The organism is Pseudomonas oligotrophica (assembly GCF_021726475.1).
In the GTDB taxonomy this organism is placed as follows: domain Bacteria; phylum Pseudomonadota; class Gammaproteobacteria; order Pseudomonadales; family Pseudomonadaceae; genus Stutzerimonas; species Stutzerimonas oligotrophica.
In genome coordinates, this window is record NZ_JAKJRU010000005.1 from 349942 (window position 1) to 365565 (window position 15624).

12 protein-coding genes are annotated in these 15624 nt (G+C 67.7%); 5 read left to right on the top strand and 7 right to left on the bottom strand.

Features of this window, described 5'->3' with window-relative positions; all coding sequences use genetic code 11:
- Nucleotides 1-194: 194 nt before the first annotated feature.
- Nucleotides 195-5054 carry an NAD-glutamate dehydrogenase gene (locus L3N39_RS12950; protein WP_237257764.1) on the top strand — a complete coding sequence of 1620 codons (4860 nt, stop codon included), beginning with the start codon at nt 195-197 and terminating at the stop codon, nt 5052-5054.
- A gap of 45 nt (nt 5055-5099) precedes the next feature.
- On the opposite strand, the gene L3N39_RS12955 is transcribed toward L3N39_RS12950, so the two are convergent.
- Complete coding sequence (locus L3N39_RS12955) at nt 5100-6020, bottom strand: DUF6685 family protein (protein WP_237257766.1); 921 nt, start codon at nt 6018-6020, stop codon at nt 5100-5102.
- A gap of 167 nt (nt 6021-6187) precedes the next feature.
- Between L3N39_RS12955 and L3N39_RS12960 the strand changes: the two genes are divergently transcribed.
- Together L3N39_RS12960 and L3N39_RS12965 are read left to right on the top strand one after the other, a co-directional pair.
- Complete coding sequence (locus L3N39_RS12960) at nt 6188-6409, top strand: DUF2835 domain-containing protein (protein ID WP_237257768.1); 222 nt, start codon at nt 6188-6190, stop codon at nt 6407-6409.
- A gap of 90 nt (nt 6410-6499) precedes the next feature.
- Nucleotides 6500-7531: a quinone-dependent dihydroorotate dehydrogenase gene (locus tag L3N39_RS12965; RefSeq protein ID WP_237257770.1), complete on the top strand. Its 1032-nt coding sequence runs from the start codon at nt 6500-6502 to the stop codon at nt 7529-7531.
- 104 nt (nt 7532-7635) lie between these two features.
- Here L3N39_RS12965 and rmf read toward each other — a convergent pair whose 3' ends face one another.
- A complete protein-coding gene (gene rmf / locus L3N39_RS12970; RefSeq protein ID WP_237257771.1) occupies nt 7636-7851 on the bottom strand; it encodes a ribosome modulation factor in 216 nt (71 codons plus the stop codon).
- 310 nt (nt 7852-8161) lie between these two features.
- Here rmf and rlmKL point away from each other — a divergent pair, with 310 nt between their 5' ends.
- Nucleotides 8162-10330 carry a bifunctional 23S rRNA (guanine(2069)-N(7))-methyltransferase RlmK/23S rRNA (guanine(2445)-N(2))-methyltransferase RlmL gene (gene rlmKL / locus L3N39_RS12975; protein WP_237257772.1) on the top strand — a complete coding sequence of 723 codons (2169 nt, stop codon included), beginning with the start codon at nt 8162-8164 and terminating at the stop codon, nt 10328-10330.
- A 9-nt stretch (nt 10331-10339) separates the two neighbouring features.
- On the opposite strand, the gene dacB is transcribed toward rlmKL, so the two are convergent.
- Complete coding sequence (gene dacB / locus L3N39_RS12980; protein WP_237257774.1) at nt 10340-11842, bottom strand: D-alanyl-D-alanine carboxypeptidase/D-alanyl-D-alanine endopeptidase; 1503 nt, start codon at nt 11840-11842, stop codon at nt 10340-10342.
- 190 nt (nt 11843-12032) lie between these two features.
- Between dacB and L3N39_RS12985 the strand changes: the two genes are divergently transcribed.
- The gene (locus L3N39_RS12985) at nt 12033-12371 is read left to right on the top strand and encodes a YggL 50S ribosome-binding family protein (RefSeq protein ID WP_237257776.1); all 339 of its coding nucleotides are present in this window, start codon (nt 12033-12035) and stop codon (nt 12369-12371) included.
- On the opposite strand, the gene L3N39_RS12990 is transcribed toward L3N39_RS12985, so the two are convergent.
- The 4 genes from L3N39_RS12990 to L3N39_RS13005 all read right to left on the bottom strand — a co-directional run bounded on the left by L3N39_RS12990 (nt 12361) and on the right by L3N39_RS13005 (nt 15618).
- Nucleotides 12361-13458, bottom strand: a complete 1098-nt coding sequence (locus L3N39_RS12990) for an FUSC family protein (RefSeq protein ID WP_237257778.1) — start codon at nt 13456-13458, stop codon at nt 12361-12363. The genes L3N39_RS12985 and L3N39_RS12990 overlap by 11 nt on opposite strands.
- Before the next feature lie 5 nt (nt 13459-13463).
- Complete coding sequence (locus L3N39_RS12995; protein WP_237257779.1) at nt 13464-14795, bottom strand: deoxyguanosinetriphosphate triphosphohydrolase; 1332 nt, start codon at nt 14793-14795, stop codon at nt 13464-13466.
- A gap of 116 nt (nt 14796-14911) precedes the next feature.
- The gene (locus tag L3N39_RS13000) at nt 14912-15241 is read right to left on the bottom strand and encodes a hypothetical protein (RefSeq protein ID WP_237257782.1); all 330 of its coding nucleotides are present in this window, start codon (nt 15239-15241) and stop codon (nt 14912-14914) included.
- Nucleotides 15238-15618: a phage holin family protein gene (locus L3N39_RS13005; RefSeq protein WP_237257784.1), complete on the bottom strand. Its 381-nt coding sequence runs from the start codon at nt 15616-15618 to the stop codon at nt 15238-15240. The genes L3N39_RS13000 and L3N39_RS13005 overlap by 4 nt, the downstream gene beginning before the upstream one ends.
- Between the last annotated feature and the right edge of the window lie 6 nt (nt 15619-15624).

A 15624-nucleotide genomic window follows, 5' to 3' on the forward strand; every position in this document is an offset into this window, starting at 1 on the left:
CGGAAGACGGCTGCGGGGAGCCTCGGCAATGCCTCGCGCGACCGCTGGCACGCGGCTGCGGCAATCGGGCCCGGGCGAAGGCCGGGGGCGTCACTTTACTGCATTTGCCGGGGGCTAGACTAACCTTGAACCTTCGCCCTGTGGCGCCAGTCACTACCGGCGATCCCTTTCTTCTCGCAGTCGCGGAGCCCTAAATGGCGTTTTTCACAGCCGCCAGCAAGGCCGACTTCCAGCACCAGTTGCAGGCGGCCCTGGCACAACACGTGGATGGTCCTCTTCTTGCCCAGTTGGGCCTGTTCGCCGAGCAGTTCTTCGGCATCGTCGCGCTGGGCGAGCTCAGCGAGCGGCGCATGACCGACCTGGTCGGCTCGACCCTGGCCAGCTGGCGCCTGCTCGAGCGCTTCGATCCGGCCAGCCCGGACGTGCTGGTGTTCAACCCCGACTTCGAAAAGCACGGCTGGCAGTCGACCCATACGGTGGTCGAGGTGCTGCACCCGGACATGCCGTTCCTGGTGGACTCGGTGCGCATGGAGCTGACCCGCCGCGGGCTGAGCATCCACACGCTGCAGAACTGCGTGCTCAACGTGCGCCGCGACGCCGAGGGCGCGCTGCTCGAGCTGCTGCCCACCGATGCACCGCCGGTGGCGGGCGGCCGCGAGTCGCTGATCTTCATCGAGATCGACCGCTGCGCGAGCACCGCCGAGCTGCGCGAGCTGGAGCAGGCGCTGCAGGCGGTGCTGGGCGACGTGCGCCAGGTGGTGGCCGATTTCCCGGCGATGAAGGCGCGCGCCGAGCAGGTCCAGGCGCAACTGGAGACGGTCAACCTGGCGGTCGATCCCGAGCAGCTGCAGGAAATCCGCGACTTCCTCGGCTGGCTGGCCGACGACCACTTCACCTTCCTCGGCTACGAGGAATTCACCGTGCATGAGCAGGACGGCAACGCGCGCATCGTCTACGACGAGGACTCGCTGCTGGGCCTGTCGCGCACGCTACGCACCAACCTCGGCGACGACAACCAGGCGCTGACGCCGCAGTCGCAGGCCTACCTGCGCGAACCGCTGCTGCTGTCGTTCGCCAAGGCGGCCACCCAGAGCCGCGTGCACCGCCCGGCCTACCCGGACTACGTGTCGGTACGTGAATTCGACGCCGCCGGCCAGGTGGTGCGCGAGTGCCGCTTCATGGGGCTGTTCACCTCGTCGGTCTACACCCAGAGCGTGCGGCGCATTCCCTTCATCCGGCGCAAGGTGGACGCGGTGCTGGCGCGCGCCGATTTCGGCGGCTCCACCCACCTGAGCAAGGAGCTGGCCCAGGTGCTCGAGGTGCTGCCGCGCGACGAGCTGTTCCAGGCCGCCACCGACGAGTTGTACGAGAACGCCGTGGCCATCGTGCAGATCCAGGAGCGCAACCGCCTGCGCCTGTTCCTGCGCTTCGACCCGTACCGACGCTTCTGCTACTGCTTGGTCTACGTGCCGCGTGACAGCTACTCGACCGAGACGCGCCTGAAGATCCAGCAGGTGCTGGTCGATCGGCTGGACGCCAGCGGCTGCGAGTTTTCCACCTACTTCTCCGAGTCGGTGCTGACGCGGGTGCAGTTCATCCTGCGCCTGGACCCGAACCGGCCGATCGAGGCGGACCCGCAGCGCCTCGAGCAGGAAGTGATCCAGGCCTGCCGCAGCTGGCAGGCCGAGTACGCCGCGCTGATGGTCGAGCGCTTCGGTGAAGCCCAGGGCACCACCTTGCTCGACGAGTTTCCCAAGGGCTTCCCGGCCGGCTACCGCGAGCGCTTCACCGCGCAGTCGGCCACCGTGGACATGCAGCACCTGCAGAGCCTGAGTGCCGAGCGGCCGATGGTGATGAGCTTCTACCAGCCGATCAGCGCCGCCGAGCGGACCCTGCACTGCAAGCTCTACCACCTCGACACGCCGCTGCCGCTGTCCGACGCGCTGCCGATCATGGAAAACCTCGGGCTGCGCGTGCTCGGCGAGTTTCCCTACCGCATGCGCGACCGCAGCGGCCGCGAATACTGGATCCACGATTTCGCCTTCACCTATGCCGAAGGGCTGGAAATCGACCTGCTGGAGATCAACGAGCCGCTGCAGGACGCCTTCATCCACATCAGTCGCGGCGACGCCGAGAACGACGCCTTCAACCGCCTGGTGCTGAGCGCCGGGCTGACCTGGCGCGAAGTTGCGCTGCTGCGGGCCTACGCGCGCTACCTCAAGCAGATCCGCATGGGCTTCGACCTGGGCTACATCGCCAGCGCGCTGCTCAACCACACCGACATCGCCCGCGAGCTGGTGCGGCTGTTCAAGATGCGCTTCTACCTGGCGCGCAAGATGAGCGAGCAGGACCTGGCCGACAAGCAGCAGCGCCTGGAGCAGGCCGTGCTCGGCGCGCTGGACGAGGTGGCAGTGCTCAACGAGGACCGCATCCTCAGGCGCTACCTGGCGCTGATCAAGGCGACCCTGCGCACCAACTTCTATCAGCCCGATGCCGGCGGCCGGGCCAAGGACTATTTCAGCTTCAAGTTCGACCCGCGGCAGATCCCGGAGATGCCGCGGCCGGTGCCGATGTTCGAGATCTTCGTCTACTCGCCACGGGTCGAGGGCGTGCACCTGCGCGGCGGCAAGGTCGCCCGCGGCGGGCTGCGCTGGTCCGACCGCGAGGAGGACTACCGCACCGAGGTGCTCGGGCTGGTCAAGGCGCAGCAGGTGAAGAACGCGGTGATCGTCCCCGGCGGTGCCAAGGGCGGCTTCATTCCGCGGCGCCTGCCGGTCGGGGGCTCGCGTGACGAGATCCAGGCCGAAGCCATCGCCTGCTATCGCATCTTCATCAGCGGCCTGCTCGACCTGACCGACAACCTGAAGGAGGGCCAGGTGGTGCCGCCGGCCGGCGTGGTGCGCTACGACGAGGACGACCCCTACCTGGTGGTCGCCGCCGACAAGGGCACCGCGACCTTCTCCGACATCGCCAACGGCATCGCCGCCGACTACGACTTCTGGCTGGGCGATGCCTTCGCCTCCGGCGGCTCTGCCGGCTACGACCACAAGAAGATGGGCATCACCGCGCGCGGTGCCTGGGTCTCGGTGCAGCGTCACTTCCGCGAACGCGGCATCGACGTGCAGCGCGACAGCATCACGGTGATCGGTATCGGCGATATGGCCGGCGACGTGTTCGGCAACGGCCTGCTGATGTCGCAGACGCTGCAACTGGTCGCCGCGTTCAACCACCTGCACATCTTCATCGACCCCGATCCAGACCCGGCAGCCAGCTTCGCCGAGCGCCAGCGGCTGTTCCAGTTGCCGCGCTCGTCCTGGGCCGACTACGACGCCAGCCTCATCTCGGCCGGCGGCGGGGTGTTTGCGCGTTCGGCCAAGCGCATCCTGATCAGTCCGCAGATGAAGGCGCGTTTCGCCATCGAGGCCGACCAGCTGACCCCGGCCGAACTGATCCATGCGCTGCTCAAGGCGCCGGTCGATCTGCTGTGGAACGGCGGCATCGGCACCTACGTCAAGAGCAGCACCGAGGCCCACGCCGATGTCGGCGACAAGGCCAACGACGCGGTGCGGGTCAACGGCAACGAGCTGCGCGCCAAGGTGGTGGGCGAAGGCGGCAACCTGGGCATGACCCAGCTCGGCCGGGTGGAGTACGCCTTGCACGGCGGGGCGAGCAACACCGACTTCATCGACAACGCCGGCGGCGTGGACTGCTCGGACCACGAGGTCAACATCAAGATCCTGCTCAACGAGTTGGTGCGCGCCGGCGACATGACCGGCAAGCAGCGCAACCAGTTGCTGGCCGAGATGACCGAGGCGGTCGCCGAACTGGTGCTGCACAACAACTACAAGCAGACCCAGGCGCTGTCCCAGGCCGAGTTCCGGGCGGCCGAGCGGGGCGGCGAGTACGTGCGCCTGATCGCCGCGCTGGAGGCCGACGGTTTGCTTGATCGCACCCTCGAGTACCTGCCCAGCGACGAGGCGCTGGCCGAGCGCAGCAACCTCGGCAAGGGGCTGACCCGGCCGGAGCTGTCGGTGCTGATCTCCTACAGCAAGATCCAGCTCAAGGATGCGCTGCTGCATTCGCGCGTGCCGGACGACGACTACCTGGCGCGCGAGATGGAGACGGCCTTCCCGGTGCTCTTGGGCGAGCGCTACCGCGAGGTGATGCGCCAGCACCGTTTGAAGCGCGAGATCGTCTGCACGCAGATCGCCAACGACCTGGTCAACAACATGGGCATCGCCTTCGTCCAGCGCCTGAAGGAGGCCACCGGCATGAGCGCGGCCAACGTGGCCGGCGCCTATGTGATCGTGCGCGACATCTTCCACCTGCCGCACTGGTTCCGGCAGATCGAGGCGCTGGACCACCGCATCCCGGCCGAGCTACAGCTGCGCCTGATGGACGAGCTGGTGCGCCTCGGGCGGCGGGCGACCCGCTGGTTCCTGCGCAACCGGCGCGGCGAGCTGGATGCGGCGCGCGACGTGGCGCACTTCGGCCCGCGGGTCGCGGCGCTCGGGCTCAAGCTCAACGAACTGCTGCAGGGCTCGACGCGCGAATTCTGGGAGGCGCGCTACCAGCGCTACGTCGAGGCCGGTGTGCCGGAACTGCTGGCCCGACTGGTCGCCGGGACCAGCCACCTGTACACGCTGCTACCGGTGCTCGAGGCGGCCGACGAGACCGGGCAGTCGCCGGTCGAGGTGGCCACCGCCTACTTCGCCGTCGGCGATGCGCTGGACCTGCCCTGGTACGGCCAGCAGCTGACTGCGCTGCCGGTGCAGAACAACTGGCAGGCGCTGGCGCGCGAGGGCTTGCGCGACGACCTGGACAGCCAGCAGCGCGCCATCACCGTGTCGGTGCTGCAGTTCGAGACCGGCGCGGGCACGCTGCACGAGCGCCTGGAGCGCTGGCTCGGTCAGCGCCACGAGCAGGTCGCGCGCTGGCGCTGCATGCTGGCCGACCTGCGCGCGGCCACGGTGGCCGACTATGCGATGTATGCGGTTGCCAGTCGCGAGCTGCAGGACCTGGCCCAGGCCTTGCCGCTACGCGAGCCGGCGTGAGGGGCGCCGGCCGGGGGTGACTCCGGCCGGCACAGGCGGGGCCGCTCAGTCGTGCTGCGCGGGCTCGCCACGCTTGAAGCGGGTGATCTGCGGCAAGCCCTTGAGATAACGGATGAAGTCTGGCGCACCGGCTGCCTTGAGGCCTTCGCCCAGGGCGTTGGCCACCGGCTGGCTGCGCTCGAGCAGCAGCAGTTCGGAATTGTTCGGCTGGCGCAGCAGCGAGAGCCGCGCATAGGGCACCTGGCTTTCCAGCAACAGGGCCATGAACTGGCCGTCGCTCCAGGCCTGTGCCGGCATGGTCAGTGCGTGGTACTGCTCGTCCAGCGCGCGGATGCCGCTGCGCTCCAGCCGATAGTCGACCAGTTGCACCGGTGCGCTCAGGTCCAGGCCGCGTAGCCGTGCATAGGCGATTGCGCAGGCGAAGGCATCGGCGTGGTGCTCGCCGCTCCAGTACAGGCGCTCGCCGAGCCAGCTGGCCTGGCGCAGCTCGACCGGCGCGCAGCGCGGAAAACCGGGCAGCGCCGAGCCGATCGCGCGCAGGAAGTCGTTGTAGCTGATGATGCGTACGCGCCGTGCGCCCGGGCTGGCAGCGAGGGCTTCGAAGCTCCGGTGGTACTGGCCGTCCTGCGGCTGGGCGCAGATGCCGTCGACCTGGCGCAGGTCGAGCGCAGCGAGGCTTTCGGTTTCCTTGCGGATCAGCCGGCAGAGGGCCGCGTGGGCGCGCGCCTTGTCTTCCTGCACCGGGCCGGACAGTGCGCCCCTGGGCAGCTCGACCAGGCGATGCAGGCAGGGGCCGTCCCCCCAGAAAATGCTCGGTTCGGGCTCGGGCAACTGGGTGAAGGGCAGGCTCAGCGAACCGGCGCGCTCCAGCATGTCGCGCGATGGCGATGGGCCGAGCCCCAGGCGTTGGGCCAGCCGAGCGATATGGGCGGTCAGTGAGGGCATGGTTTCCGACAGGCTGATCATGATGCGTGTGCTCGCACAGCTCCGGCCGGAGTTTGGCAGAGCGGGCGGCAATCTGCATCCGCTTTGCGCGGTGCCCGGGCCTGCGGGCGCCCGGCAATGCCCGGACGGATGCCTGCCGCAGCCCGTGGCTGTGGCACTATCGTTGCGACTGTCACCGAGGAGCCTCCATGCCGACTCTTGTGCTGGATATCGCGTTGCCTGCCGAAAAGCTGCTGGCGGTCTACCAGGGACAGGCCAATCGGGTACTGCTGCGCAGCCGCGATGGCCGGCGGGTCAGCCTGCCGGCCGCTGAGCTGCGCCGCTTTCTGACGCGCGACGGCGTGTTTGGTTCCTTCGAACTGGTGTTCGCCGAGCAGGGTCGGCTGCTGGGATTGCGCAGGCTTTCCTGATCGCGCGGTGGTGCCTGCCGGTCGGCTTAAACCCCATGCCGGCTGCTATACTCGCGGCCATCGTTCCCTCCCCAGGATATTAGGCTGCGTATGTACAACCTGGCCCGCCAGCTGCTGTTCAAGCTTTCTCCCGAGACATCCCACGAACTGTCGCTCGATCTGATCGGCGCAGGCGGTCGCCTGGGCATCAACCGGCTGCTGTGCAAGGCGCCGGCGAGCCTGCCGGTGCGGGTGATGGGGCTGGACTTTCCCAACCCCGTCGGGCTGGCGGCCGGCCTGGACAAGAATGGCGAGGCGATCTGCGGGCTTTCCCAGCTGGGCTTCGGCTTCATCGAGATCGGTACCGTCACGCCGCGGCCACAGCCGGGCAATCCCAAGCCGCGGATCTTCCGCCTGCCGGAGGCCGAGGCGATCATCAATCGCATGGGCTTCAACAACAACGGCGTCGACGCCTTGCTGGCGCGCGTCGATGCGGCCGGTTTCCGCGGCGTGCTGGGGATCAACATCGGCAAGAACTTCGACACGCCGGTCGAGCGTGCCGAGGATGACTACCTGCTCTGCCTGGACAAGGTCTACCACCAGGCCAGCTACGTCACGGTCAACGTCAGCTCGCCTAACACTCCGGGGCTGCGCAGCCTGCAGTTCGGCGACTCGCTCAAGCACCTGCTCGATGCCTTGCGGCTGCGCCGCGAGGACCTGGAGATCGAGCACGGCAAGCGCGTGCCGCTGGCGATCAAGATCGCGCCGGACATGAGCGACGAGGAGATCGCCCTGGTCGGCGAGGCGGTGTTCCAGGCCGGGATGGACGCCATCATCGCGACCAATACCACCCTCGGCCGCGAGGGCGTCGCCGGGCTGGCACATGCCGACGAGGCGGGCGGGCTGTCCGGTGCGCCGGTGCGCGACAAGAGCACCCACACCGTGAAGGTGCTGGCCGAGACCCTGGGCGGGCGGCTGCCGATCATCGCGGTCGGCGGCATTACCGAAGGGCGGCATGCCGCCGAGAAGATCAAGGCGGGCGCCAGTCTCGTTCAGCTCTATTCGGGGTTCATCTACAAGGGGCCGGCGCTGATTCGCGAGTCGGTCGATGCCATCGCGGCGCTGCGTGCCGAGAAGGGCTAGGCCCGGCGGCCTGGCCCGGAAGGGGCTCCGTCTGGAGCCCCTGGGCTTCTAGCCCGCCGCCCGGGTGGGGCGTGCTTGAAAAAAGGTTGGGGTGTCAGGTCAGGTCAGCCGACCGCGTGAAGTTGATTCAGTCGATGCAGACCGGCGGTGCCGGTCAAGCCATCCCAGTTGTCGCCGCGGCCCTCCCGCCAGCCGTTCAGCCAGGCCTGCCGGGTGTTGGGATGATTGAAAGGACACATGTCGCGGGACTTGCCATGAATACCGTGTTGATAACCGCGCAAGAAAGCTCGTTCCATCGGATCACGCTTGAGTCTTCTCATTGGGTGTTGCCCTCAGTGGTTGACTGGTGTTCCTGGTGGTCTCCTGGTGAGACCTGGCAGGCGGGCTGCCAGTGAAGCTCGCTGCCGGCGTGGCGAGCTTCGCCGGACTCCATTGCGGAGCCGACCTGGGGCCAGTTCTAACCCATGGATTCCGGGGCGGGAACGATCGTTTTGTCATAAGTAGGTAACAGATCTATGGTTCTGCCCATAAGCCGGACCAGCACCGCGGCGCGACAGCCCTGGCCTACGGGCTGACGGCCGATTTCAGCTTCTCTTGCCCGACAGGGCGCAGTCATTTACTGGAAATTTCATGAGCACACGGCACGAACTCATCCTCACCTGTCCCAAGGGCCTCGAAGGCCTGCTGCGTGACGAGGCGCTCGGCCTCGGCCTGGAGGAGGTACGCGAGCAGACGGCGGCGATCCGTGGTGTCGCCGAGCTCGAGGTGGCCTACCGGCTCTGCCTGTGGTCGCGCCTGGCCAACCGGGTGTTGCTGGTGCTCGCGCGCTTTCCGGTTGCCGACGCGCAGGCGCTGTATGACGGCGTGCGCGCGGTGGACTGGAGCGAGCACCTGGCCGCCGACGGCAGCCTGGCGGTGGAGTTCAGCGGCCGCGGCTCGGGCATCGACAACACCCATTTCGGTGCGCTCAAGGTCAAGGACGCCATCGTCGATGCCCTGCGCAGGCCGGACGGCACGCGGCCGGGCATCGACAAGCTGAACCCCGACCTGCGCGTGCACCTGCGCCTGGACAAAGGCCAGGCTGTGCTTTCGCTGGACCTGTCCGGCCACAGCCTGCACCAGCGCGGTTATCGCCTGCAGCAGGGCGCCGCGCCGCTGAAGGAGAACCTCGCCGCGGCCATCCTCCTGCGCGCCGCCTGGCCGCGCATCGCCGCCGAGGGCGGCGCCCTGACCGACCCGATGTGCGGGGTGGGCACCTTCCTCGTCGAGGGCGCGATGATGGCCGCCGACATTGCGCCGAACCTCAAGCGCGAGCGCTGGGGCTTCAGCGCCTGGCTCGGCCATGTGCCGGCATTGTGGGCACGGCTGCACGCCGAGGCCCAGGCGCGAGCCGAGGCGGGCCTGGCCCGTACGCCGTTGTGGATCCGTGGCTACGAAGCCGACCCGCGACTGATCCAGCCGGCGCGCAACAACATCGAGCGGGCCGGGCTGGCGGAGTGGGTGAAGATCTACCAGGGCGAGGTGGCCACCTTCGCGCCGCGCCCGGACCAGAACCAGAAAGGCCTGGTGATCTGCAACCCGCCCTATGGCGAGCGCCTGGGTGACGAGGCCAGCCTGCTGTATCTCTACCAGAGCCTCGGCGAGCGGTTGCGCCAGGCCTGCGAGGGCTGGGAGGCGGGCGTCTTCACCGCGGCCCCGGAGCTGGGCAAGCGCATGGGCATTCGCAGTCACAAGCAGTACGCGTTCTGGAATGGCGCGCTGCCGTGCAAGTTGCTGCTGCTGCGCGTCACCCCGGACCAGTTCGTGATCGGCGCCAAGGCGGCCGAGACGACCGCCAGCGAGCCTGTGAGCGAGGTACGCCTGAGCGAAGGCGGGCAGATGTTCGCCAACCGCCTGCAGAAGAACCTGCGCCAGCTCGGCAAATGGGCGGCGCGCACCGGTGTGGAGTGCTATCGCCTCTACGACGCCGACATGCCCGAATACGCGCTGGCGGTCGATCTGTACCGCGACTGGGTACATGTGCAGGAATACGCACCGCCGCGCTCGATCGACCCGCAGAAGGCGCAGGAGCGCCTGCTCGATGCGCTGGCCGCGATTCCCCAGGCGCTGAACATTCCGCGCGAGCGCATCGTGGTCAAGCGACGTGAACGGCAGAGTGGTACGCGCCAGTACGAGCGCCAGTCCAGCCAGGGCCAGTTCCTCGAAGTCGCCGAGGGCGGCGTGAAGCTGCTGGTCAACCTGACCGACTACCTGGACACCGGGCTGTTCCTCGACCACCGTCCGCTGCGCCTGCGCATCCAGCGCGAGGCGGCGGGCAAGCGCTTCCTCAACCTGTTCTGCTATACCGCGACGGCCACCGTGCATGCTGCCAAGGGCGGCGCGCGCAGCACCACCAGCGTGGACCTGTCCCGGACCTATCTCGACTGGGCGCGGCGCAACCTCGCGCTGAATGGTTTCTCCGAGCGCCAGCGTCTGGAGCAGGGCGACGTGATGGCTTGGCTGGCCGAGGATCGCGGCGAGTACGAGCTGATCTTCATCGACCCGCCGACCTTCTCCAACTCCAAGCGCATGGAAGGCGTGTTCGATGTCCAGCGCGACCACGTGGCCCTGCTGGACCTGGCCATGGCGCGCCTGGCTGCCGGCGGCACGCTGTATTTCTCCAACAACTTCCGCAAGTTCGCGCTGGACGAGGGACTTGCGGCGCGCTATCGCGTCGAGGAGATCAGCGCCAGCACGCTGGACGAGGACTTCCGGCGCAATCCGCGCATCCATCGCGCCTGGAAGTTCCAGGCACGATGAGGCGGGCCGTCAGCGTTGCGCGGTGCGGTCGCCGCGCTCGCGGGCGAGACTGACCAGCACCTGGTCGAGGATCGACGAGGCGCCCCAGGGCCGCGGGTGGTTGAGGATAGCGACCACGGCCCAGGTGTTGCCGTCGCCGTCGCGGCTGTAGCCGGCAATGGCGCGCACCGTGTTCAGCGTGCCGGTCTTGATGTGGGCCTTGCCGGCCACCGCGGTGTTGCGCAGGCGCTTGCGCATGGTGCCGTCGATCGCCGCCAGCGGCATCGAGGAGATGAATTCCGCGGCGTAGGGGCTGCGCCAGGCCGCCTGTAGCAGGCCGGCCATCTCGCGCGCGCTGATGCGCTCGTCGCGCGACAATCCCGAGCCGTTCTCGATCACCAGGTGCGGCGAGATCAGGTTCTTCTTCGCCAGCCACTGCCGGATCACGCGCTGCGCGGCCTTGGCATCGTCGGCGTCGGCCTCGTTACGGAACTGCGCGCCCAGGCTGAGGAACAGCTGCTTGGCCATGGTGTTGTTGCTGTACTTGTTGACGTCGCGGATCACCTCGACGAGATCCGGCGAGAAGGCGCGGGCGATCAGCTTGGCATCCTTCGGCACCTGGGCCACGCGGTCGTGACCCTGGATGCTGCCGCCCAACTCGTGCCAGATGGCACGCACGGCACCGGCGGCGTAGCGCTGGTGGTCGAGCAGCGAGATGTAGGTCTGGGTCTTGCAGCCGGCTGCGAGCTTGCCGCTCACCACCACGCTGACGCTGCCGTCCTGCTCGATGGGGTTGAACAGCACGTCGGGCCAGCCGGGGCACTTGGCGGCCGGCAGCGGCTTGACGCGGTTGTCGATCTGCACGCTGGCGATCGGCGGCTCGACCGTCACATTGACCGTGCCGCCGTCATTGCGCACGACGAAGCGCAGCGCCTTGAGATTGACCAGCAGCGAATCGGGCTCGACGAGGAAGGGCTTGTTGGAGTCGCCGCCGTCGTCATCGAACTCGGGCAGGTCCGGCTGGACGAAATGGCTGCGGTCCAGCACCAGGTCGCCGGTCACCGTGCGCACGCCGTTGGCGCGAAGGTCGCGCATCAGCAGCCAGAGCTTTTCCATGTTCAGCTTCGGGTCGCCGCCGCCCTTGAGGTACAGGTTGCCGTTCAGCGTGCCGTCGACCAACGGGCCGTCGGCATAGAACTCGGTCTTCCACTGATGGTTGGGGCCGAGCAGTTCGAGCGCGGCGTAGGTGGTGACCAGCTTCATGGTCGAGGCCGGGTTGACCGAGACGTCGGCGTTGAAATAGGTCGGTGCGCCACTGCCGTTGAGCGGCAGCATCACCAGCGACAGCGCCTTGCTGTCGATCTTGTTGGCCTGCAGCGCCTTGGCCACGCTGGCCGGGAGCGCCTGGCTGGCCGGGGCGGCGACTGCCGGGGCGGCCAGCGGCACGGCCAGGGCGATGGCTGCCAGGGTGCGAAGAAGGGTTTTGCAGCGTGCGCCTGCCGGACGCACGCGATGAGCTGCTTTCAGGGACATGTTTCCCACTGCTCCAAGGGAAGGTGCGGGCATTATGCTACGCCCTCCGCGGCGACATGCGACGGTCCGATAAGCGTAGCTGGCGCCAGGGCCACTCTGCAAAACGGCATGTGCCCCTGCCGGCGTTCGCACCCTCGGGCCGATGCTGCTAGAGTGCGCGCCGTCATTCCCGCAAACCAAAGGATCAACCATGGCTACCAACCGTTCGCGACGCCTGCGCAAGAAACTCTGTGTCGACGAATTCCAGGAGCTTGGCTTCGAAGTCACGCTGAACTACCGCGAAGGTATCGACAGCAAGGCGGTCGATGCCTTCCTGCAGGGCTTCCTGCGCGACGCGATCGAAGGCAATGGTCTGGGTTATATCGGCGGTGAGGACTACGGTTTCGTCTGCCTTGCCCGCCGCGGTTCGGTCAACGAGGAACAGCGCCAGCAGGTCGAGGCCTGGCTCAAGGACCGCGCGGAACTCGCCGAGTACCAGGTCAGCCCGCTGATGGACGTCTGGTACCCGGAAAACCCCATCAGAGCCTGATTTCCGGGCGCTCGTCCTCCGCTGGCCCAGGTTGCCCGGCGTCCTTCGACGCCGGTGCGCGGGCCAGTAGCCAGCGGCGCAGGCCGTGCATGACCAGCGTCACCAGCAGCGCCAGGCCGACGCCGATCGAGGCGTTGATCAGGCGCACCTGCGGCAGGTTCCAGTCCTGCGCCAGCGTCTCGGCTAGCAGCAGGAACCCCAGCGTCGTCTGCAGCACGAACAGCCCGTAGTGGTGCGCCTGGAACGCCCGGCCCAGCACCACCAGCGGCAGCAGCACCATCACCATCATCGGCGGGTCGGCCAGGCTATGGCCCAGGTAGATCAGGATGGCTGCGGCCACGAGGATCGCCAGGCAGGCCTGGATGGCCCGCACCACGCTGCGCTCCACATCCATCTGCAGGCTGGTGAACACGGCCAGGGTCAGCCAGTAGCCGCGCGGCAGCTGCGCCAGGTTGACGATCAGGCCGCCCAGGGCACAGGCAATCACGTAGGACATTGCATGCACGCGCCACTGCCGGATCGGTGTGCGTCGCGCATGACGATGCAGCACCCGCACCAGCCGGCCCAGGCGCGGCATGTACGGCCACATGCGCAGGCCGTGCATGCCGCGCAGGCCGAAGGCGAGCAGCGTGACCCACAGTCCGCCGAGGGCGAACAGCATGGCGATCGCGGCCGGATTGTTGAAGTCGGCGACGCCATACTGGCCTTGCCCCAGGCACAGGCAGATCGCCAGGCCGATGCCCAGCTTGCCGGCCTCGGCCCCGTAGCGTTGCAGCCAGGCCAGCAGCAGCGCATAGAAGGCGAACAGCCCGAGGCTGATCAGCGGATGGGTTGCCGACCAGAAACCCAGGCCCGCCGAGCAGGCGCCGAGGGCAATCAGCAGCAGCATGCGCAGCATGCCGAAGCGATGCAGCGGGTTGGCCTTGGCGGCCTGGAAGGCACCTACCGTGGCCCAGAGGAAGCCCGGGTGGCCGCTGAACAGGCCGAGCAGCAACGGCAGCGCGCAACCGAAGCCGGCGACCAGCGCGGCGCCCCAGGCGGGGCGGCCGGGTGTCCATTGCAGTGTCTGGCTGAACAGGCGCTTCATGGTGGTCAGACCGGGCTGGAGCGGCCGGTCATTTCGCCAGCCATCTCGGTGGCGTAGCTGTCGGTCATGCCGGCGATGAAATCGATCATGCGCAGGAAGGACTGATACAGCGGCAGCTTCGCGTCCGGTGCGCCGCGCCCGAGCAGGTCCAGGATGCGCTGGTTCTTGAATGACAGGCTGCGCCCGCGATGTTGCTCCAGCGCGGCGCCGCAGAACGCGTTGAGCAGGATCTCCAGGGTGGTGTAGGCGCCGATCTCGTGCAGCGTCTTGCGCTTGTCCTGGAAGATTTTTTCCCGCGCCAGGGTCTTGGCCTGCAGCACGCAGCGCTTGGCCGGCCCGTGCAGGTGCTCGACCAGGTCGCCGGCCAGCGTGCCGGCCAGCAGGTTTGGCTGCTGCTCGACGAAGGCGCGCGCCGCCGCGTTGGTCAGGTGTTCGATGGCCTTGCCGCGCAGGATCGCCAGCTTGCGCCGGCGCGAGTCCCGCGGGCCGAGCTGGCGGTAGGTCTCCGGCAGGTCGTCGCCGACCAGGTCCAGCAGCAGGGCTTCGACCTCGGCGTAGTCGAGCAGCTCCATCTCCAGCCCGTCTTCCAGATCGATCAGCCCGTAGCAGATGTCATCTGCGGCCTCCATCAGGTACACCAGCGGATGACGCGCCCAGCGCTGGTCGTCGATGCGGGGCAGGCCGAGGCGGGCGGTGATCTGCTCGAGCAGGGCTTGCTCGTTCTGGTAGCAGCCGAACTTGTGCTTCTTGTAGCCGAGCGCCTCGGCGTGGCGGGAGGTCCAGGGGTATTTCAGGTACGCGCCGAGGGTTGCGTAGGTCAGCCGCATCCCACCGTCGAACTGGTGGTATTCGAGCTGGGTGAGGACGCGAAAGCCCTGGGCATTGCCTTCGAAATTGAGAAAGTCGGCGCGCTCGGCATCGTTCATGTCGTCGAGCCAGCCCCGTGCCGCTGCCTGCTGGAACCAGTAGCGAATCGCGTCCTCGCCCGAGTGGCCGAACGGCGGGTTGCCGATGTCATGGGCCAGGCAGGCCGATTGCACGATCATCCCCAGGTCTGCCGGGCTGCACCATTCGGGCAAGGCCTCGCGCAGCACCTCGCCGACACGCATGCCGAGCGAGCGGCCCACGCAGCTGACTTCCAGCGAGTGGGTCAGGCGGGTGTGGATATGGTCGTTGCTCGAGACCGGGTGCACCTGGGTCTTGCGGCCGAGGCGGCGAAAGGCGCCGGAGAAGATGATGCGGTCGTGGTCCTTGTGAAACGGGCTGCGCCCCAGCTCATCGGTGCCCTGGGTCGGCTTTCCGAGCCGTTCGCGGGTCAGCAGGGTATTCCAGTCCAAGGACGCTCTCCATCTCGCTACAGCAGTCGGGCAACGCTACCACAGTCGCGCGCCGGTGCGGTGCCGCTCAGCCTTTTGGCTAAGCGGCACCGTTCACCAGTTTCCGATGACGCTGGCTATGGTGCCTTGATCTTGCGTCGCAGTATCTGCTGGCCCTTGATGATCGGGTACAAGGTGATGCCGATGCGGGCGAGGGTGCCGAAGCGCCCGAGCCGCTTGCCGAAGAGAAAGAGCAGGGCGGTGGCAACCGCGATCATGGGGCTCTTGCCCGGGTGGCGCGTTTCGTCCGGCTCGCGGTCGCGGCCGAACAGACCCTGTACGTAGTGCAGCGGGCTCGCCAGCGGGCGGGCATGGTAGCGCAGCTGTTGGCGGTGCATTTCCATGCGCAGGCGTACCAGGTCCTTGCGCATCTTGAGGTCGGTGGAACTGCTCAGCGGTGGATTCATGGCAGCAGTCGCTCCCGGTCGCGGGCTATTTCCTCGAGGGTCGCCTGGAACGGCGTGGCGGCTTCCTTCGCCAGGCGGATCGCGCGGCCGATGCACAAGGCCATCAGCACCGCGTAGATCCCGCAGAGCGACAGGATCGCCGCCATGCGATGGGTCTCCCAGAAGACGATCACCACCGCCGCCGAGAGGCCCACTAGTACCAGAAGGCCGAGGATCAGGCTGACCCCGGCCAGCAGGAACAGGCGAAAGGTGCGGGACTTCTCTTCCTGGAACTCGATGCCGAGCAATTCCAGGTGGCCATGCAGCAGATCGACAAAGGCTCCGCCCAGTTTCTTCAGCGATGGCTTGGGTGCTTCTTCGCCTGGTGAGGCATCCATTGTCCG

What these genes read in the sequence shown, in the direction of transcription:
- L3N39_RS13005 (WP_237257784.1), bottom strand. Translation starts at nt 15,618, where the DNA reads ATGGATGCCTCACCAGGCGAAGAAGCACCCAAGCCATCGCTGAAGAAA.
- rlmKL (WP_237257772.1), top strand. Translation starts at nt 8,162, where the DNA reads ATGAGCACACGGCACGAACTCATCCTCACCTGTCCCAAGGGCCTCGAA.
- rmf (WP_237257771.1), bottom strand. Translation starts at nt 7,851, where the DNA reads ATGAGAAGACTCAAGCGTGATCCGATGGAACGAGCTTTCTTGCGCGGT.
- dacB (WP_237257774.1), bottom strand. Translation starts at nt 11,842, where the DNA reads ATGTCCCTGAAAGCAGCTCATCGCGTGCGTCCGGCAGGCGCACGCTGC.
- L3N39_RS12965 (WP_237257770.1), top strand. Translation starts at nt 6,500, where the DNA reads ATGTACAACCTGGCCCGCCAGCTGCTGTTCAAGCTTTCTCCCGAGACA.
- L3N39_RS12950 (WP_237257764.1), top strand. Translation starts at nt 195, where the DNA reads ATGGCGTTTTTCACAGCCGCCAGCAAGGCCGACTTCCAGCACCAGTTG.
- L3N39_RS13000 (WP_237257782.1), bottom strand. Translation starts at nt 15,241, where the DNA reads ATGAATCCACCGCTGAGCAGTTCCACCGACCTCAAGATGCGCAAGGAC.
- L3N39_RS12990 (WP_237257778.1), bottom strand. Translation starts at nt 13,458, where the DNA reads ATGAAGCGCCTGTTCAGCCAGACACTGCAATGGACACCCGGCCGCCCC.
- L3N39_RS12985 (WP_237257776.1), top strand. Translation starts at nt 12,033, where the DNA reads ATGGCTACCAACCGTTCGCGACGCCTGCGCAAGAAACTCTGTGTCGAC.
- L3N39_RS12955 (WP_237257766.1), bottom strand. Translation starts at nt 6,020, where the DNA reads ATGATCAGCCTGTCGGAAACCATGCCCTCACTGACCGCCCATATCGCT.
- L3N39_RS12960 (WP_237257768.1), top strand. Translation starts at nt 6,188, where the DNA reads ATGCCGACTCTTGTGCTGGATATCGCGTTGCCTGCCGAAAAGCTGCTG.